22 protein-coding genes are annotated in these 18,704 nt (G+C 29.5%); all 22 read left to right on the top strand.

Annotation, left to right across the window (positions count from 1 at the left end):
- Positions 1–74 precede the first annotated feature (74 nt).
- The 22 genes from RATSFB_RS02575 to RATSFB_RS02680 all read left to right on the top strand — a co-directional run bounded on the left by RATSFB_RS02575 (position 75) and on the right by RATSFB_RS02680 (position 18,587).
- On the top strand, positions 75–347 hold the full coding sequence (locus tag RATSFB_RS02575) for a DUF1292 domain-containing protein (RefSeq protein ID WP_044035522.1): 273 nt from the start codon (positions 75–77) through the stop codon (positions 345–347).
- Positions 348–409: 62 nt separating this feature from the next.
- Positions 410–1,054 (top strand): HAD-IB family hydrolase, encoded by a 645-nt coding sequence (locus RATSFB_RS02580; protein ID WP_014094489.1) that lies wholly within the window; start codon positions 410–412, stop codon positions 1,052–1,054.
- A 5-nt stretch (positions 1,055–1,059) separates the two neighbouring features.
- Complete coding sequence (locus tag RATSFB_RS02585; protein ID WP_014094490.1) at positions 1,060–1,854, top strand: aminotransferase class IV; 795 nt, start codon at positions 1,060–1,062, stop codon at positions 1,852–1,854.
- A 114-nt stretch (positions 1,855–1,968) separates the two neighbouring features.
- Positions 1,969–2,439, top strand: coding sequence for a chemotaxis protein CheW (locus RATSFB_RS02590; protein ID WP_242821421.1), 471 nt, complete (start codon positions 1,969–1,971; stop codon positions 2,437–2,439).
- Positions 2,440–2,444: 5 nt separating this feature from the next.
- Entirely contained in the window at positions 2,445–2,936 is a 492-nt protein-coding gene (locus RATSFB_RS02595) for a chemotaxis protein CheD (RefSeq protein ID WP_014094492.1), read from the top strand.
- Positions 2,905–3,939, top strand: a complete 1,035-nt coding sequence (locus RATSFB_RS02600; RefSeq protein ID WP_014094493.1) for a CheB methylesterase domain-containing protein — start codon at positions 2,905–2,907, stop codon at positions 3,937–3,939. Before RATSFB_RS02595 ends, RATSFB_RS02600 begins: the two co-directional genes overlap by 32 nt.
- A gap of 24 nt (positions 3,940–3,963) precedes the next feature.
- Entirely contained in the window at positions 3,964–4,734 is a 771-nt protein-coding gene (locus tag RATSFB_RS02605; RefSeq protein WP_014094494.1) for a CheR family methyltransferase, read from the top strand.
- Position 4,735: 1 nt separating this feature from the next.
- Entirely contained in the window at positions 4,736–6,883 is a 2,148-nt protein-coding gene (locus RATSFB_RS02610; RefSeq protein ID WP_014094495.1) for a chemotaxis protein CheA, read from the top strand.
- Between the two features lie 19 nt (positions 6,884–6,902).
- Positions 6,903–7,508, top strand: a complete 606-nt coding sequence (locus RATSFB_RS02615; protein ID WP_014094496.1) for a chemotaxis protein CheC — start codon at positions 6,903–6,905, stop codon at positions 7,506–7,508.
- 11 nt (positions 7,509–7,519) lie between these two features.
- Positions 7,520–7,879, top strand: coding sequence for a response regulator (locus RATSFB_RS02620; RefSeq protein WP_005806621.1), 360 nt, complete (start codon positions 7,520–7,522; stop codon positions 7,877–7,879).
- Between the two features lie 9 nt (positions 7,880–7,888).
- Entirely contained in the window at positions 7,889–8,317 is a 429-nt protein-coding gene (locus tag RATSFB_RS02625; protein WP_014094497.1) for a chemotaxis protein CheW, read from the top strand.
- Between the two features lie 4 nt (positions 8,318–8,321).
- Complete coding sequence (gene fliM / locus RATSFB_RS02630; RefSeq protein ID WP_014094498.1) at positions 8,322–9,341, top strand: flagellar motor switch protein FliM; 1,020 nt, start codon at positions 8,322–8,324, stop codon at positions 9,339–9,341.
- The gene (fliY, locus tag RATSFB_RS02635) at positions 9,313–10,389 is read left to right on the top strand and encodes a flagellar motor switch phosphatase FliY (protein WP_014094499.1); all 1,077 of its coding nucleotides are present in this window, start codon (positions 9,313–9,315) and stop codon (positions 10,387–10,389) included. Before fliM ends, fliY begins: the two co-directional genes overlap by 29 nt.
- Positions 10,390–10,454: 65 nt before the next feature.
- Complete coding sequence (locus RATSFB_RS02640; RefSeq protein WP_014094500.1) at positions 10,455–10,865, top strand: flagellar protein FlgN; 411 nt, start codon at positions 10,455–10,457, stop codon at positions 10,863–10,865.
- A 38-nt stretch (positions 10,866–10,903) separates the two neighbouring features.
- On the top strand, positions 10,904–12,640 hold the full coding sequence (gene flgK / locus RATSFB_RS02645; RefSeq protein ID WP_014094501.1) for a flagellar hook-associated protein FlgK: 1,737 nt from the start codon (positions 10,904–10,906) through the stop codon (positions 12,638–12,640).
- Positions 12,641–12,659: 19 nt separating this feature from the next.
- Positions 12,660–13,631 carry a flagellar hook-associated protein FlgL gene (flgL, locus tag RATSFB_RS02650; RefSeq protein WP_014094502.1) on the top strand — a complete coding sequence of 324 codons (972 nt, stop codon included), beginning with the start codon at positions 12,660–12,662 and terminating at the stop codon, positions 13,629–13,631.
- 104 nt (positions 13,632–13,735) lie between these two features.
- Positions 13,736–14,143, top strand: a complete 408-nt coding sequence (gene fliW, locus RATSFB_RS02655; RefSeq protein ID WP_014094503.1) for a flagellar assembly protein FliW — start codon at positions 13,736–13,738, stop codon at positions 14,141–14,143.
- A gap of 7 nt (positions 14,144–14,150) precedes the next feature.
- Complete coding sequence (gene csrA / locus RATSFB_RS02660) at positions 14,151–14,375, top strand: carbon storage regulator CsrA (RefSeq protein WP_014094504.1); 225 nt, start codon at positions 14,151–14,153, stop codon at positions 14,373–14,375.
- 44 nt (positions 14,376–14,419) lie between these two features.
- Positions 14,420–14,800 (top strand): flagellar export chaperone FliS, encoded by a 381-nt coding sequence (gene fliS / locus RATSFB_RS02665; protein ID WP_044035523.1) that lies wholly within the window; start codon positions 14,420–14,422, stop codon positions 14,798–14,800.
- A gap of 17 nt (positions 14,801–14,817) precedes the next feature.
- Positions 14,818–17,211, top strand: coding sequence for a flagellar filament capping protein FliD (gene fliD / locus RATSFB_RS02670; protein ID WP_014094506.1), 2,394 nt, complete (start codon positions 14,818–14,820; stop codon positions 17,209–17,211).
- 24 nt (positions 17,212–17,235) lie between these two features.
- Positions 17,236–17,574, top strand: coding sequence for a hypothetical protein (locus tag RATSFB_RS02675; protein WP_014094507.1), 339 nt, complete (start codon positions 17,236–17,238; stop codon positions 17,572–17,574).
- 26 nt (positions 17,575–17,600) lie between these two features.
- Positions 17,601–18,587, top strand: coding sequence for a flagellar hook-basal body complex protein (locus RATSFB_RS02680; protein WP_014094508.1), 987 nt, complete (start codon positions 17,601–17,603; stop codon positions 18,585–18,587).
- Positions 18,588–18,704 lie beyond the last annotated feature (117 nt).

Raw genomic sequence — 18,704 nt, forward strand, 5'->3', positions numbered from 1 at the left:
TTTTTAATTGTTAACAATATAAGATAAGTACGAAAGTTTAGAATAGGGAGGTGTATTCCTTTTAAGGATATATTATGGAAAATAAAGATAAAGAATTGTTAAATGACGAAGAACTTGAGCATGAGCCAGTCTTTGTTGAATTTGAAGATGAAAACCAAAACACTATAAGGTGTGAGGTTATTGATGGATTTGAATATAAAGATAAAAATTATTGTGTTGTTTACAATGAAGAAGATGGATCATCTTATGTTTTTAGATTAACTGATGATGATGAATTGGTTGTACCAGAAGAAAAAGAGTTCGAAGAAGTTGCTGCTTATTATGATAGTATGATAGAGGAAGATTAAGAACTTTTTATGTGTGCCCTTATTTTTTAGGGCACTTTTATTTTACATATTTGGGGGATTCTATGAAATTTGCAATATTTGATGTCGATTTAACGTTGACAAAGAGGGATACGTTTATTGATTTTTATAAGTTTTTATGTAAGGAGGACAAGCGTTTTTATGCTTATCTGAATAATGTTATTTTTTCGGGTTTGATGTATGGGCTTAAAATATATGATGAAAGAAAATCTAAAGAACAGTATTTATCTTTTTTGAATGGAGTTCATGAAAATGTTATTGATAGGTTTGCGAGAAAATTTTTCTATGAGCATTTGATGAATAAGCTGATTTATAAAGATGCTATAATTGAGATTGGAAAGCGTAAAAGCGAAGGGTATGTAATAGTTTTAATTTCAGCTTCACCAGAATTTTATTTGAAATATTTTAATGAGCTAACTTATGTTGATTATGTTTTGGGAACAAAATATGAAGTTGTGAATGGGTTTTATACAGGGAAGATGGTAGGATTTAATAATAAAGGTAAGGAAAAAGTTTTTAGATTCCAAGAACTTTTGTTTAAAGAGAATATAAGAGATTATGATTTTGATAATTCGATAATGTATTCAGATTCGTTGCATGACCTTCCTATGTTTAGTATGATTGGCGGCGGATTTCTTATAAATAGTAGTAAGAGAGTGAAGGGATTAATTAATTTGAATTGGAATTAATGGAGATGGAATTTAAGTTTAAGGAATTTTGGTTTAATGGTGAATTGATTTCTGAAAAAGAATTTAAAAATTATTATGAGTATCATAAAAGGAATGTTTATGAAGTTATTAGAGTTATAAATTCAAAAATATTATTTTTAAATGATCATATAGACAGACTTAATAATTCAATTTTGTTAATGCATGGAAGTAAAATTAATTTAGATAATTTGATTTCAAATATTGAGTTAGTCATACAAAAAAATGAAATTTTAAATGGCAATATAAAAATTGAATTTATATTTAAGGACGATAGAGTTAACTTTTATATTTACCCAATTAATTTTTATTATCCAGATACACGCTTTGGTGTTGCGAGTATTACATGCAATATTGAAAGAGAAAATCCATCTGTAAAATCTTACAATTATAATTTTAAAAATAAGATGGAAAAGATTATTGAAGAAAAGAATGTTTATGAAGTTTTGTTAGTTAATAGAGATGGATTAATTACTGAAGGAAGTAGGAGCAATATATATTTTGTTAAATATAACAATTTTTTCACTGCACCAACTTGTATGGTTTTAAATGGGATTACACGTATTAATGTAAATAATATTATATGTAATCTTGGATTCAATTTGTTTGAGGAAGCTGTACATGTTGATAATATAGCAAAGTTTGATGCTTGTTTTCTTACGAGTACATCGTCAAATGTTTTGCCAATAAATAAGATAAATGATATACTAATCAGCTCATCTGAAAATAAATATTTGAGCATGGTTAATTCTTACTTTGAAAAATATTTAAAAAAAATATAATAAGATAATATTCTAGGCTATTTGTGAAATAATAAAAACAAATAGCCTTGAGTTTTTTTGTATGTTTTGAAATGCAGTATGGTTTATAGAAGGAGGTAAGTTGTTTGAATGTTTATGAGTAAGCTTTTAATCTTTAAGGTTGGTAAGAGTAAGTATGCTTGCAATATAAAAGATGTTGATAGAATTATTAAATATGAAAATTTGACATATGTTCCATCAAAACAGGTAAGTTTTGAGGGGTTTTATAATCATGAAGGAAGGGTTATAAAAATATTTAATATGTCTAAAAGGCTTGGAGTGGAAGATGATACACCTATTAAAAGCACAAATAGAAAGATAATTATTGTAAAAGATGGGAATGTTTTAGTTGGAATAGTTGTTGATGAGGTACTTGAGGTTTTTAATTACGGTGATCAGAATAATAAGATTAAAGATAATAAAGAAAAATTAAATACATTTAAGGATAAAGATAAGTATATAGACTTGCATTATGTTAAAGATATGATTTTGTTAAATGGCGAAATTGTTATATATATTTCGATAACCAAAATAATTGCTATAGAATTAGAAGAGAGTGATTTGTAAATTTTATGAATACAAATGTGAATGTTGGAATTGGTGATGTGAAATTTGGGACACATCCAATGATTCTAGAAACAAGAGGTTTAGGGTCATGTGTTGGAGTTACAATGTATGACCCTACAAAGAAAATAGGTGGATTAGCACATATTATGTTACCAAATTCTAATCCTAGTGAGACAATAACAGATACAACAAAATTGCGTTATGCAAATTATGCATTACCTTTTATGGTTGGTAAATTGATACTTATGGGTTGTTTTAAAGAAAATATAGTAGGCAAATTGGTTGGTGGTGCTTCAATGTTCAAAAGAAATTCTCCAACTCTTGATATAGGGAAGAAGAATATAGAGGCAGTGAGGAAGTTTTTTCATGATAATTCATTATCTATTGTAAGTCAGCATATCGAAGGAGTAGTTGGAAGAAGTGTATTTTTTGACCTGGATAATGGCAGAGTTCTTGTAAAAATTTATGGGAAAAACAAACAAGAATTTGAAATATAGAGATCGAATTATAAAAACGAAACTTATTATATATGATGAATCAAATTTAATGAAAAAACTTGTCTACGATAGATTTTCGAAAGACCCTAGTATAGATATTATAGATATTTTTCATGATTGTGATGAAATGAAAAATTTCATTATAAATTCAGGAATTGTACTAGATGTAATAATTTTGAATCAAGTATATCATGATAAAAATGATTTTATTAAGCGTTTATTAGAATTGAAGAATTTTACTGTTAATTTAATAGTTATATCACATTTTGATAGTAGTACGATTGAATTTATTAAACAAACAATAGGTGCAGATAAGTTAATATTTATCAAAGCTTTGAATAAATCTGAGCTTAAAAATATTTTTGAGATAAAGGAAAAACTTGTAGATATTGTTTATGGTATAAAAAATAGTCGTATTAAAAGAGCGATATTTGATAGCCATAAAGCTATAGTAATTGCATCATCAACAGGAGGACCTAAGGTTTTAGAATATATATTTGGAAATCTTGAAACTAAAATAGATATGCCTGTATTTATAGTTCAGCATATGCCTGAAGGTCATACGAAACAATTTGCCGATAGGTTAGCTGGACTTTGTAGTTATAAGGTTTGTGAAGGAAAAAATGGAGAAATTGCAATTGCTAATGTAATTTATATTGCACCAAGTGGGTATCATATGGAGCTTGACTGTAATAAACAAATTAAATTAAACGTTAACAAACCAATAAACAATGTTAGACCATCTGCTGATATTTTATTCTGTTCAGCGTCTAAGATTTATAAAAAAGGTCTTTTAGGTATTGTGTTGACTGGAATGGGTAAAGATGGTTCTGATGGAATTAGGAATGTAAAAATAAATGGAGGCATTACTATAGCTCAAGATGAAGGAAGCAGTACTGTTTTTGGTATGCCTAAATCAGCAATTGAAACCGGAATGATAGATAAAATTTTATCAAAAGATGAAATATTGTTTGAGATTGTTAAGCATTCAGGCAAATTATAGAGTGGTTTAAATGAGGTAGGGATAATGTATGATATTAACAAAATCCATGATTACGTTTATAAAGAATTTGATATACGTTTAAATGCGTATAAATCTGTTCAAATGAATCGAAGAATTGAAAGTTTTATTTCAAAATTAGGATTTAACACGTCAGATGATTTTATAAAGAAATGTAAGTTTGATAAAAAAATAAATGAAGATTTTTTAGACTTAATAACTATAAACGTAACAGAATTTTTTAGGAATCCAGATGTCTTTTTTAAAATAGATGAACTAATTAAAAAACATTTACCTAAGAGAGATACTTATAGAATCTGGAGTAGTGCTTGTTCTAATGGTTCAGAACCTTATTCTGTAGCTATGATACTTGAAAATATTAATATCGCTAATTATGAAATATTGGCGACAGATATTGATAGAAAAATGTTAAATTATGCAGAAAATGGGATTTATACTAAAGATGAGATTGTTAATGTTCCATTAGATTATTTAGAAAAATATTTTGATATGAGTCAAGACAAATTCAAAATTAAAGATTTTATAAAGAATAAAATTAAATTTAGAAAGCATGATTTGATACTTGAATATTTTCCGAGTAATTTTGATTTGATATTGTGTAGAAATGTTGTTATATATTTCACCAAAGATGAGAAAATTAAGATATATAATAAATTCTATGATTCATTAAACGATCAGGGAATTGTTTTTATAGGTGCTACAGAAAATATTTACGATTACAAACAAGTTGGGTTCAATAAATTAGGTACATTTTTTTACCAAAAGGTGGTGAAATAAATTGGATATTTCACAATATTTATCGATGTTTCTTGAAGAATCTATGGAAAATTTATCTAAACTAAATGATTCTTTATTGGAGCTTGAGCAAAAACCAGATGATTTAGAAGTAGTTAATGAGATATTTAGAGTTAGTCATACCATTAAAGGAATGTCTGCAACAATGGGATATATGAAAATGTCAGAATTAACTCATAAGATGGAAGATGTATTGTCAAAATTTAGAGAGGGTACGCTCAAGGTTAATAGAGATGTTGTTACGATTTTATTTAAATGTCTTGATACATTGGAATTTATGATTAATAACATAAGCGATGGAAATAATGATGAAATGGATATAGATGAGATCGTTGAAAGTTTAGCTGGAATTTCAGGGGATAAAGTTGTAGGAAATGTAGATCAAACTATTGAAAGTACAGATGAGAGTAAAGTAAAGGATGAAACTGTTGAAGAAAAGTTAAAGCTTGAAGAGCATCATATAAACATTATAAATAGAGAAAAGACACCTTATTTTGTTTATGAAATAAAGATTATTCTTACTGATACTGTTTTATTGAAAACAGCAAGAGTTTTTATATTATTTAGAGAGATAGAGAAGTATGGAGATATTATACATACTTTACCGTCTACTCAGGATATTGAAACAGAAAATTTTGATTTTGAAGTTGATATGCTTTATATAACTATGATGCCTAAAGAGAATCTTCAAAATATTATAAAACATATTTCTGAGATAAAGAAGGTTGCTATAAAAGAAATAAATTCTGACAATGTTAAGAAATCTTATGGAAATGAGGTATTCATAAATCTTGAAGAGGCTTCGGAAAATTTAAAAAATAATATTAAAGATGAAGAAAATACTAAATCAAAAGACTTATCTAAGGAAAAAAATAACATAGCAGTTAATGATGAAAATATAAATAAAGTTCAAATAAATGCAAATAATAAAGATGGAACTATGGAAAAAGTGTCTAAGACTAAAAAACAATCTATGTCAATTAAGAAGGGGACACAATCAGTTAGAGTTGACTTGGATAGGTTAGACATGGTTATGAATATGGTATCAGAGCTTGTAATTCATAGAACAAGACTTGAGCAGATTAGTAATACATATAATTCTTCAGAACTTAATGAAACGCTTGAACAAATTGCTCGATCCACATCGGAATTACAAGACCTGGTCATGAAAATTAGAATGTTACCATTAGAAGTTGTATTTAGTAGATTTCCGAGAATGATAAGGGATTTGTCTTTAGAACTTAATAAAGATATTCAATTTGTTATTGAAGGAGCAAATACTGAGCTTGATAGGACAGTTATTGATGAGATTGGAGAACCGCTTATACATCTTTTAAGAAATGCAGTAGATCATGGAATAGAAACTAAGGATGAGAGAATTGAAGCTGGTAAAAATCCAACAGGGCAAATACATCTCTATGCTTATCAAGAAGGCACTAAAGCTGTAATTAAGATACGAGATGATGGCAGAGGGTTAAATGTTGAAAAAATTAAAGCTAAGGCTGAGAAAATTGGTATAACTACTAATGGAATGTCTGAAACAGATATAAAGAATTTAATTTTTTTAGAAGGTTTTAGTACAAATGAAAAGGTTACAGATATTTCAGGTAGAGGAGTTGGTATGGATGTTGTCAAAACAAAAATATCATCTCTTGGAGGAACTATAGATCTTCAAAGTGAAAAAGGTAAGGGATCAACTTTTGTAATAAAATTACCGCTAACTTTGCAAATAATTAAAGCGTTACTTGTTAAAGTTAATGGTGAAACTATGGCAATATCGTTGGGATTTGTAGATAGTGTTATAAATTGGAAGGAAGATTTGATAAAGAAAAGTAATAATAAGGAAGTTCTATCGTATAGAGATAAGATTATTCCGCTTATACGGATGTCTTATAAATTTAGTTTAGAGGATAGAATATCTATGAATAATACTGATAATAACTATATAATCGTTGCTAAAGTTGGAGAAAAAATTGCTGCTTTGTTAGTTGATGATATTTTAGGTCAGCAGGAAATAGTAATAAAAAATCTAGGAAAAAGCTTACAAGGATTAAAAGAGTATATAGGAGCAACAATATTAGGAGATGGTCTTGTTACCCTTATAGTCGATGTAGCATCAATTATATCTTAAAAATAGGAGGAGAGAGGGTATGCTCGAGTACTCTGAAGAACAATTAGATATGATGAAAGAAGTATCTAATATAGCACTTGGAAATTCAGCGACATCATTATCTGAATTGTTAAATACTAGGATAACTATGACTATTCCAAATGTTCATATTGAATCTATAAGTGACTTTATGGATGAAGTTGATGATATTGAGGTAATAGGGAAAATTTTAATTTTAAAAGGCGATATAGAAGGAAGTGTTTTGCTGTTATTTGATATAAACACAGCGAAAAATATAGTAAAGGATATAGCAAGCGGACAATTAATGTTTCAAGATGAGTTGGATGATGTAAGAATTTCTTTTATAGAGGAAGTTTGTAACATAGTTTGTTCAACTTATATAAGAAACATTGCTGATTATTTTAATTTGAGAATTGAAATTGAAAGTAGTAGTTTGCTTTATGACAATCTTACTGCGATTTTATCTTACACATTAATGGAAGAGGAGCAGTTTTATGATGAGATATTAAATATAAATACAGATTTCAAATATGAGTTAGAAACTGAAATGATGAATGTATATTTTTACTTTGTTCCCAGAAAGGGCAATTTAAATAAAATCTTTAAAAGTAAAAGTCAATTTTAGGAGGAATTACGATGAGTAGAATTTTAATAGTTGATGATGCAGCTTTTATGAGAATGATGCTTAAGGATATATTAGAGAAGAATGGTTATCAAGTTATTGGAGAAGCAAGTAATGGTCTTAAAGCTATAGAACTTTATAAAAAAGATAGACCAGATGTTGTTACAATGGATATTACAATGCCAGAGATGGATGGTATTGAAGCATTAAGAGAAATTATGAGTTTCGATCCTAAAGCAAATATCATAATGTGTAGTGCTATGGGTCAACAAGGAATGGTTATGGATGCTATTAAGTCGGGGGCTAAAGATTTTATAGTTAAACCTTTTCAATCAGAGAGAGTTATTGAGTCAGTTAAAAAAGTTTTGGGATAATTTAAGATTATGCAATTAGTCATATTTAAAATCAGGGAGGAATTCTTTGGAGTTGAGGCATCGAAAGTTTTAAGTATAAATGATATGATGACGGTTACAAAGGTTCCTAATGCTCCAAGTTATATTAAGGGACTCATAAATTTAAGAGGGATTATTATTTCGCTTTTTGATATTTCTATTTTATTGAATTTGAACCATAATTCTTATGATAATTCAACTTTAAAAGATAGTAGTATAATCATACTTGATATTGAGCTTGAAGAGATTGGAATAATGGTTGACAAGGTAGATGAAGTAATAGATATAGATCCAAATTTGATTAAGAGATCTATAGATACTAAAATTCCATTTGTTAAAGGTGTATTGGAACTTAATTTTAAACTGATTACGGTTATAGATATTAATAAATTTGTTCCGAAAGATAGCGAGGTGAGTTGAAGTTTTGGGCGATAATGTATTAAGCCAAGAAGAAATTGATAAGCTGTTGAATAGTATCGAATCCGAAGGTACTTCATATAATAAGCCTAATATTTTACAAAAAAATGTAAAAAAATATGATTTTAAAAGACCTCAAAAATTCACAAAAGATCATATGAAATCGTTAAGCATTATACATGAAAATTTTACTCAATATCTTTCGAGTTATTTTGTTTCAGTTTTTGGTGTTCAGGTTAAAATTGAAATTATGTCAACTGAACAGATAACATTTCATGAATTTGTTTTTTCAATGCCTAATCCAACTACAATAATATCATTTGAGATGCCACCTTTATTTGGAAATATTTTTATGGGATTGGAATCATCTTTATCAGTGTTATTGTTGAATTCACTCCTTGGTTCTAATGATAGAAAAAATTTAGGAATTATGAGAGAGTTTAGTGATATTGATAAGAAGATTTTGACGCAAGTATCGAATGAAATACTTAATATAATAAGGGTATCCTGGGATGATATTATAAGCGTTGAGCCTAAATTTGTTAACTTAGAGACTAATCCATCTACTGTTCAATCAATGGGTCCTAATGAACCTATATTATTTGTTACTTTCAAAATTGAGATTGAGGGAGCTGCATACTTTATGTATATTTGCTTACCTTATATTTCAATAGAGAAGATAGGTGATAAGTTAAATAGAGATTATTTAGTAAAGACAAATACTGAAGAAGAAGTAGAGATTATCAAAAAATCTATTAGAAAAGAATTGAACAGTGTAAATATAGAATTAGAGGCTATATTGGATAGGAAATTTATTAGTATTCAAGATTTTTTATCTCTTCAACCTAACGATATCATAATTTTAAATAAAAAATGTAATAGTCCAGTTGAGATATATATTGAAGAAAGATTAATTTTTAATGGAGTTCTTGGGCTTGTTGGAGAGAATAAGGGTGTAAAGATTTTAGATATTTATTATAGTGAGGAGGTTATGAAGAATGGAGAAGGAAAATCAAAGTCAGAATGATGTAAGTCAACTTGAGAATAGTACAGATCCAATTCTTACTAGTGAAGAGCGAGATCTTCTTGGTGAAATTGGTAACATTTGTATGGGAAATGCGTCAACAAGTTTTTCTAAGTTGTTACAAAAGCCTGTTACAATAACTACTCCTACTGTTGAAGTTGTTAATATATCTGATATAGCCAAAGAGTTTATGCAGCCACATATAGCTTTGAAAGTAAAATACACAAAAGGCATTGATGGGAATAATGTACTTGTTATGAGTATAAGAGATGCTATAATTATTGCGGATCTTATGATGGGCGGAGATGGCAAAAATGTTGAGGAAAGGAAAATGTTAAATGAAATAGAAATAAGTGCTGTATCTGAGGCGATGAATCAAATGATAGCTTCATCAGCAACTTCTATGTCTACTATGTTTCAAAAAAGCATAGATATTTCAACTCCTGAAACAGTTATAAGTTATACTCCTGAAGACAGTGATAAGTTTTTTGGAGATGGAAATGAAAAAATTATAAAAATAAAGTTTCAAATGAATGTTACTGATTTGATTAATAGTAATATTGTTCAAGTTCTGAGCTTGGAAACAGGTAAAAATATTATAAATATTATGCTTAATGATCAAAATGGATTTAAGGAGGGATCAACAGATCACAGGTATGATGATCAGAGCTTAGACAATCAAAATTTGAAAGCAGTTGAGAATTCTTCATATACTAAGCCTATTAAGGATTATGATGTAAGTGATGCTGTTTTAATGCCGCTTAGTCAAGGAGCTACACCAGCAAATCCTAACAATATAGATTTAATTTTGGATGTTCCACTTGAGATTTCTGTTGTTCTTGGAAAAACGAAGAAGAATGTTGGGGAAATTTTGAATTTAGGTACAGGTTCGCTTGTTGAGCTAGAGAAGTTAGCGGAGGAACCAGTTGATATATTGGTCAATGGAAAGCAAATTGCGACAGGAGAAGTCGTTGTTGTTAATGAAAATTTTGGTGTAAGGATTACAGCAATTTTAAGCAATACAGAACGGGTTAAAAACTTAAATTTATAGATATTTGGTTTTTAACTTTTTTATATAAAAATTTATATATGTTTATTATATTGGAGGTAATAGGTTTGAACAAAGAAATTAATGGTATAATTCTTAATCAAATTAAGTTGTTTGATACTTTGCAAAAACATTTAGAAGAGCAAAAAGAATTTATAAAGAATAATAAATTGTTTGAACTTGATGGAGTATCTGTGAAAATTAATAATGTTTGTAAGAGCGTTGCGGATGAAGAGGTTAAGCTTAGAAAATTATTAAATAAAGAATGTATTAAAGATTTTGTTATGAGGAACAAAGATGATAAAGAATTATACGAAAGTTATATACTTCTCGTTTCTTTGGTTGAAAAGCTGAGTTTAATTAAGGAAGATAATAAATTTCTTATCAAAAAATCGTTGAGCTTTACAAATAAACTATTATCCTCTATTAATAAAAATACAAATCAATCTAATGTTTACACAAGAAAGCTTAATTATTAAATTTTAATTATTGTTCATTAGAAAGGGGGAGTTTTATTTTGGCAGGTTTGTTTAATACTCTTAATATTTCTAAACGTGGTATAAATGTTATGCAGGCAGGTCTTAACGCAACTTCACATAATATTAGCAATGCATCACGAACAGATTATACAAGACAAAGAATAAGAGTTGAAGCGTCCTCACCATTAACAACTGTTGGAAGTGCTGGTCAAATTGGAACAGGTGCCCAAGTTGCAATGGTTGAGAGAGTTAGAAACACTTTTTTAGATTATCAAATTAGAAATGAAAATTCAGCTCTTGCAGATGCAAATGTTCGTCAAAATGTTTTATCTGAAATAGAAACACTTGTTAACGAAAGTGGTGATAAGGGACTTAGCAAAATGTTTGATAAATTTTTTGACAGTTGGCAGGATTTATCAAAAAATCCATCTGATATTAATACAAGGAATATTGTTTTGCAAGAGGCGTCTAACATGACAACGGAGATAAACCGTATTTATTCAAAACTTCAAGAATCAAAGGTCGATGTAAACGATACTATTAAAAATTCGGTTGTTGAGGTTAATTCAATTCTTAATGAAATTAATGAGCTTAATCAAAAGATACAAGAAATTACTGTAGTTGGAAATCAACCAAATGATTTAATGGATAAGAGAGATGCTCTTCTTGATCAGCTTAGCAGCAAAATGGGAATAACGATTGAAAATAAAAAAAATAACGGGATCAATGTTAATGGAAAAGATATAGCACTTGGAAATTTAGTGAGCAACAAAGAAGGTCAAAACGATTTAAGATTAACATATGTAGAAGAAATTGAGGTAAATGGACAGGGAGGATTTCCTAAAGATGTAACAATAACTTATTATAAAAATAACGATTCAAGCGATCCCAATAACAGAGCTACACTTGTAATAGAGAACATGAATGAGAAAGATTTTAATGATCTTCAAAAGAATAGAATTGTTTTATCAAATAAAGAAGGAAATCTTGTTGATAAAACAGGAACTGAAATTAAAACTCCACAAATTACTTCAACTAATTTCTCATCGCTTACTCTAAGCACTGGAGAGCTTGGTGGCCTCCAAAAATCCCATAACGAACTCGATTCTTTTATAAATCAATTAAATCAATTGACAAAGTCTATTGTTTTTTCTGTAAATGCTGTTCATAGTGGTAAGACAGATGCAACTGCAGATACTTTGCCATTTTTTGTAAGTTCAGAAGGCGGAGATGAAAATTCTATAACTGCGGGGAACATTTCTATAAACAAAACTCTTTTAGATGATCCTATGAAGTTAAAAGTAAGAAAGAATGATCATATGTTTGACGATGGTACACAAAATTCAATAGATGGACAAGGTGATGGAGATAGAGCTTTAGCTATTGCATCTTTAAGAGATAAGTTGTTTAATATTTCTGATATTGGAAAAACTATTAATAGCAGAGAAGATTTTTTTAATCCGAATAAAGGTGGAAGTGAGCTTGTAAATAACGGACTTGATATTACTAATGCGAAAAGTGGGGTAAAGATTGAATCGCAATATAAAAATATGGTGACTACTGTTGGCATAAGAGCACAGGAATCAGCTAGAGAAGCAGATAATTTTGAGGATCTTGTTTATAATCTTGAAATTTCTAGAATGAGTGTTTCTGGAGTTTCACTCGATGAAGAAATGAGTAGCCTTATAACTTTTCAACATGCATACAATGCAAGTGCAAGAGTTATCTCAACGGTAGATAAGTTATTGGATGTTATTATAAACGGATTGATGTAATTGATGGGAGGATAAGAGAATGAGGATTACAAATGGTATGACTAATCGGAATTTCAATTATAACCTTCATAAGAATCTTACAAGAATGAACAAAATAGATAATCAGTTGAATACAGGTAAGGAAATTAATAAAATTTCAGACGATCCTGCTAAAGCAGCAAAAATTATGCGACTTAAAACTGATATAGCAAAGAATGCACAATACAATAAAAATATTGTTGATGCAACTAATCACCTTGATGTTACGGATAAAGCTTTGGAACAAGCAAATGATGGACTTCAAAAGATGAGAGAACTTTTGGTTAGTGCAGGTAATGCAACTTATGGATCAGATGAAAGAGCAGCATTAAAAGAAGAAATATCTCAACTTGTAAATAAAATGGGAGATGTTTTGAATACAACTTTTGATGGTAAATATGTATTTGGTGGTGAGAGGATTGATCAAAAGCCGTTAAATATATCAAAAGATCCAGTAAGTGGGAATATTAAGCTTGAGTATAATGGAAAAAATGGGCAAGCAATAACTCAAGTTGAATTAGATCAAATTAGACAGCCAATTGAGATGGAAGTTTCTCCTGGAGTAAAAATTGATTATGGAGTTAATGTAACTGAAATGATTGAGTTTAAGGATAAGGATGGGAACGATGTTAATCTCATGGAGAGTTTTGAGAAAATTTTGGAAAACTTAGATAATACTGATGAGAATGCCTATAAAGAGCTTATAACAAAAAATTTGGAACAAATTGATGATGCACTTCAAAATGTTTCAAGAATAAGAGGTCAAATTGGTTCAAAACAAAATCGAATGGAAGATGCACTCGAGAGAAATGAAGAAGAAAAATTTAATATAAAAGAAATTTTATCGAGTATTGAAGATATAGACTTTGCAGAAAAAACAATTGATTATGTAACAGCTATGACGATGTATACAGCTTCACTTCAAGCAAGTTCAAAGATAATGCAACCGTCATTGATCGACTATTTAAGATAAACTTAATTGTATATATTTTTTAAACAGGATAATAATATTATTAAAAATATTTTTAAAAAGTATTTTGATTTTTTTAATTTTTGAATTTGGGAGGAATTTAATCAATGGGAGAGCAAATGGTTTTAAAAAATGGTAGTGTAGTATTTGAAAAAGGGTTACCTGGATTTGATGGGCTTAAAAATTTTGAATTAGTAGCATTGGAGCAGGTTGGATTTTTTAATTTAAGTTCTTCTGAACAGGAAAATATTTCTCTTCTATTAATTGATCCATATATTTATTTTCCTAATTATGAAATAGAAATTGATGATAGTACAACAGAAAGATTAAATATAAAAGATGCAAGCGATGTGTTAGTTTTAAGTGTAGTAACATTAAATGATGATGTAGAGAAAATAACTTTGAATTTAAGAGCTCCTATAATTGTCAACCTTACTACAGGAAAATGTGAACAAGTAATATTAGATAGAGAAGATTATTTAGTTAGACAATCATTAGTAGTCAAAAGAGGGTGATTTTTAAGTGTTAGTTATTTCACGAAAAAAAGAGGAAAGCTTATTCATTGGAGATGATATTGAGATAAAGATCGTAAAGATTGAAGATAATTGTGTAAAACTTGCAATAGAAGCTCCAAGAGAATTAAAGATTTTAAGAAAAGAGCTTATACAAGATATTAGTTCCCAAAATAAGAAATCTATTTCTTCTAATATGATTGACGTTATTTCTAAGATTGATAATTTAAAATAGGCAGGTTTATGTAATTATTATTTGAAAATAGGTAGGTAATATTTATGTTAAACGCAAGGGATACTTACAAAAACAGTAGTATTAACAACGTATCGAAGGAAAAGCTCTTGATTATGTTAGTTGAAGGTGGAGTCAAGTTTTGTAAGATTGCAAAACTTGCCTTTAAAACTAATAATTTAAAAGAGATTCATACAAACTTGATTAAAGCTCAAGATATTTTTTATGAGCTTATGATAACCCTAGATACTGAAAAGGGTGGAGTTTGGGCAGAAAACTTAAAAAGTATATACGCTTTTATAATAGATAGGCTTTCTAAGTGTAATATTGAGAAGAACGAAGCAATACTTGATGAAGTTTTTCCTGTTGTCCAAGAAGTAAATGATATGTGGCAAGAGGTTTATAAGAAGGTTTCTAGCTCGAAATAATTTTAGGAGGGATATATATGTCATCGATTCAAATGACTGGTATGGCCTCTGGTTTGGATACAAAAGCTATTGTAGAAAGTATGCTTCAGACTGAAAAAAGTAAGATCGACCGAATAAATCAAAATAAACAAATACTAGAGTGGAGACAGGAACTCTATAGGGAAATAATAACAGAAGTTAGGGATTTTTCTAAGAAATATTTTGATCCACTTAATAAAGAAACTTATATAATGGGTTCTGGATCTCTTTCTGGAATAAAGGCTGATTCAACAGTCAGCAAAACAGTAGCAAATATTATAGCCGGTGGAACGGCTGAGCCAGGAAATTATGAATTAAAAATGACTCAAATGGCAAAACCTGCAAAAGTAACTGGTTCAAATGTAATAAACCAATCTACAGTAAAGGGAGATTTAAAAATACCAGTTATTATTGGAGCAGATAACAATACGATAAAAATTGATGGTCACCAAATAAAACTGGACTCAAAATCTTTTGATAGTAAAGAAAGTCTTGCTAAGGCGATAAATGTAAAAATTCAAGAAAACGATTCTACAAAAGATAAATATGAGGTTTCAGTTAACAAAGATGGACAACTTGAAGTAAAAAGTAATTTTGTAGTAGATGATAAAAATGATTCTTTAAAAATTGATGTTGGCGGAAAAGAGTATACAATTAAATTAGATAAAGGTTCATATAGTCAAGATAAACTTGTAAATCAAATAAAGTCTAAACTTAAAAAAGTAATATCAAGTGATGAATATAAGGAATTGAAGGTAGAAGTTGATGAGAGTGGACAAGTTAAAGTTAATGATAAGAATTTGGATTCATTAAAATTTGAAACTCCTAAAGTTTCTATTGTAGGTCAAGATTCAACCAAAACATCAGCAGATAATATTTTGCAATATGAATCAAAATTTATTAAAGGTCAGAACTCGGATTTAGTAATCAGTGTTAGAGGAAAAGATCCTACTGTAATTGATTTGTCAGATATTGATACATCGAAGAGCAAAGAGGAAATACTTAATGAGATTTCAAAAAAGGTTAATGAAAATACAAACAAAACAAATGTAAGTAGTAGTGTTGTTAATGGAAAACTTGTATTTAAAACAGATTTAAAAGAACAAATTGTTATAAGCGGTAGTGCTGCGAATTCAATTGGTATTGGGAATAGTTTGGATATAACTTTGGACGTTAAAACTGAGAAGATGGTAAACGTTTTAAATTTTGATAATCCAGACGATAAAAAGGTAGAGTTTACGATTAATGGAGAAACATTTAAATATGATTTTGGATCTAAAGAAGATAAAGATGGGTATAAAGGTGGACAAGATTTAACGATTAAACAAGTTTTTTCCGATATTTCATCGAGAGCGAAAGTTAATATTTCCTATAATACTATTTCAAGGAGCTTTAATATTGAGTCTAAAGAAACAGGGAAAGAAGTTGTTTTGAGCGGAGGAGATACATCAGGGAAATTTATTGAGTCTTTATTTGGAACTAATAAGTTAGATGCAAAAGGAGAAAGTGCTATTGTGGAATTCATGGATGGTGATGGTAATAGTAACACTTTTGAATTTTCATCAAATAGTTTTACACTTGCAGGAATTACTTTTGATATAAAAACATTACCGACAGAACCTATAAAAGTAAGCGTTATTGAAGATACGGACAAGACTGTTGAGTTAATGAAGGGGTTTGTTGAGGATTTCAATAAAATTATGGATGATCTCAACACAAAGACGAGAGAGAGAAAGAATTCCAAGTTTAAACCTTTAACTGAAGCACAAAAAGAGGCAATGAGTGAGAAGGAAATTGAGCTTTGGGAAGCTAAGGCGAAACAAGGAATACTTGGAAATGAGTCGGAGCTTGAGAGTTTTATGTATGAACTTAGAAATGCTATTTTTACACCAGTTGATGGGGTAAATTTAAGCATGCGTGAAATTGGACTCGATACATCAAATGATTATAAACAAGGGGGAAAAATCATTTTTGATGAAGAAAAGTTCAGAAAGGCTTTAGCAAGTGATCCGCAAAGCATATCAGAATTGTTTACAAAAACTTCTGATAGTGGAAATGAAAATTATAATCCTGATTTGACAGCTGACGAGAGGAAGGCGAAGAACGCAGACCAAGGAATTTTCAGGAGAATAAATGATGTTGTGAATGATTATACGAGAACTACAAGAAATAAGAGTGGTAAAAAGGGAACCTTCATTGAAATTGCAGGTATAGAAGGTGATACCACATTTTTAAGTAACACAATATCAAAAAAGATTAAAGAATATGATGAGAAAATTGATAAACTTAATGATTTGATAACTACTAGAGAAAATAGATATTATGCACAATTTACACGATTAGAAACTGCGTTAAGCAAGTTGCAATCTCAGTCATCGATGTTCATGCAGTAATATTTAATTTTGAGGTGAATGTTTATGGAAGAGTTGGTTTATAATCAATTAAAGATATTTAAAGATCTTACTATGAGAATTATTGATGCTGTGAACTTTGAAGATACAGAACTTGTTTTGGATCTTATGGATGAAAGGCAAATCATATTGAATGAGTTAGATGGTTGCGACAAGGATGTATTAATTAAATGTGCAAATGATTTGGATATTATAAAGATGGATTTGTTACTTGAATCTCTCATGAAAAATAAAATAAGTGATATTTATAATGAGATTAAAAATATTAGCAGGGAACGCAAAACTGTGCAGGCATATAACAATAATAATTCATCAAATTATTCTGCGTTTGTATATGAAGTTTAAATAATTTTTTTGAATGAGGTGATTTTATGATTAGAGGTATGTATGCAGGTATCAGTGGAATGAAGGCTCAACAGAACAAGCTTGATGTTATTGGTAACAACTTGGCGAACGTTTCAACGACAGGTTTTAAAGGTTCTAGGGTTGTATTTAAAGATATGATGTATCAAAATTCATCTAATGCAGTTGGGGCGTCAAATAACCTTGGTGGAAGTAATGCGAAACAAGTTGGACTTGGTGCGAGTGTTGGAAGTATTGATAGAGTTATGGGACAAGGTATGATGCAGCCAACAGGAAGACCACTTGATTTGGCAATGGACGGAGATGGATTTTTTATGGTTTCTAAAGGTCCAGTGGCTCACAAAGATGACGATATAACAATTACTAATGGTCAACTTGATGCTGGAGGGCGTGAAATAATGTATACAAGAGATGGATCTTTATCCCTTGATGCTGATGGGTATCTTGTTACATCGAGCGGTGAGAGAGTTCTTGGTTATACTATGACCGATGGAATGGATGATGATGGAACGGTTAATTATGTTGATGCTGATGATCCAGACTTGGAAGCGGCAGATGGTTTAAAAACTCTTAGAATACCTGATAAGGTTAAGTTTCCAGGTACAAATGGACAAGCGGATGAATACAAAAAAGTTATATCATATTCTATTGGTAAGGATGGGGTAATAACTGGAGTTGTTGAAGGTGGTCAGATGACTGTTATTGGACAACTTGCTACAGCGAGTTTCAAGAACCAAGAAGGACTTGAGGCTGTTGGAAATAATATGTATTTAAACTCTGCAAACTCTGGAACTCCATTAATATCAACAGGACTTGGAGATCCTGACCCTATAGAGAATGGTAGTATAATGCAAGGTATGCTTGAGATGTCAAATGTTGATATTGCTGAGCAGTTTACTGATCTTATAGTTACTAGTAGAGCGTTTCAGGCTTCGTCAAAAATTATATCTGCGAGTGATGAAATTCTTCAAGAGGTTGTTAACTTAAAAAGGTAGCATAACAAAAGGGCACTAAAAATTTTAGTGGCTTTTGTTATTTTTTTATAAAGTTATCAGAAAACTTTACGATAATAAAAAATGTAACACGGATAGAGTGTTACAAAAACAAGGATG

It is taken from the genome of Candidatus Arthromitus sp. SFB-rat-Yit (genome assembly GCF_000283555.1).
Classification (GTDB): Bacteria; Bacillota; Clostridia; order Clostridiales; family Clostridiaceae; genus Dwaynesavagella.

Coding starts and splice junctions, on each gene's coding strand:
- RATSFB_RS02575 (WP_044035522.1), top strand. CDS start 75: ATGGAAAATAAAGATAAAGAATTGTTAAATGACGAAGAACTTGAGCAT.
- RATSFB_RS02580 (WP_014094489.1), top strand. CDS start 410: ATGAAATTTGCAATATTTGATGTCGATTTAACGTTGACAAAGAGGGAT.
- RATSFB_RS02585 (WP_014094490.1), top strand. CDS start 1,060: ATGGAATTTAAGTTTAAGGAATTTTGGTTTAATGGTGAATTGATTTCT.
- RATSFB_RS02590 (WP_242821421.1), top strand. CDS start 1,969: ATGAGTAAGCTTTTAATCTTTAAGGTTGGTAAGAGTAAGTATGCTTGC.
- RATSFB_RS02595 (WP_014094492.1), top strand. CDS start 2,445: ATGAATACAAATGTGAATGTTGGAATTGGTGATGTGAAATTTGGGACA.
- RATSFB_RS02600 (WP_014094493.1), top strand. CDS start 2,905: ATGGGAAAAACAAACAAGAATTTGAAATATAGAGATCGAATTATAAAA.
- RATSFB_RS02605 (WP_014094494.1), top strand. CDS start 3,964: ATGTATGATATTAACAAAATCCATGATTACGTTTATAAAGAATTTGAT.
- RATSFB_RS02615 (WP_014094496.1), top strand. CDS start 6,903: ATGCTCGAGTACTCTGAAGAACAATTAGATATGATGAAAGAAGTATCT.
- RATSFB_RS02620 (WP_005806621.1), top strand. CDS start 7,520: ATGAGTAGAATTTTAATAGTTGATGATGCAGCTTTTATGAGAATGATG.
- RATSFB_RS02625 (WP_014094497.1), top strand. CDS start 7,889: ATGCAATTAGTCATATTTAAAATCAGGGAGGAATTCTTTGGAGTTGAG.
- fliY (WP_014094499.1), top strand. CDS start 9,313: ATGGAGAAGGAAAATCAAAGTCAGAATGATGTAAGTCAACTTGAGAAT.
- flgL (WP_014094502.1), top strand. CDS start 12,660: ATGAGGATTACAAATGGTATGACTAATCGGAATTTCAATTATAACCTT.
- fliW (WP_014094503.1), top strand. CDS start 13,736: ATGGGAGAGCAAATGGTTTTAAAAAATGGTAGTGTAGTATTTGAAAAA.
- fliS (WP_044035523.1), top strand. CDS start 14,420: ATGTTAAACGCAAGGGATACTTACAAAAACAGTAGTATTAACAACGTA.
- fliD (WP_014094506.1), top strand. CDS start 14,818: ATGTCATCGATTCAAATGACTGGTATGGCCTCTGGTTTGGATACAAAA.
- RATSFB_RS02675 (WP_014094507.1), top strand. CDS start 17,236: ATGGAAGAGTTGGTTTATAATCAATTAAAGATATTTAAAGATCTTACT.
- RATSFB_RS02680 (WP_014094508.1), top strand. CDS start 17,601: ATGATTAGAGGTATGTATGCAGGTATCAGTGGAATGAAGGCTCAACAG.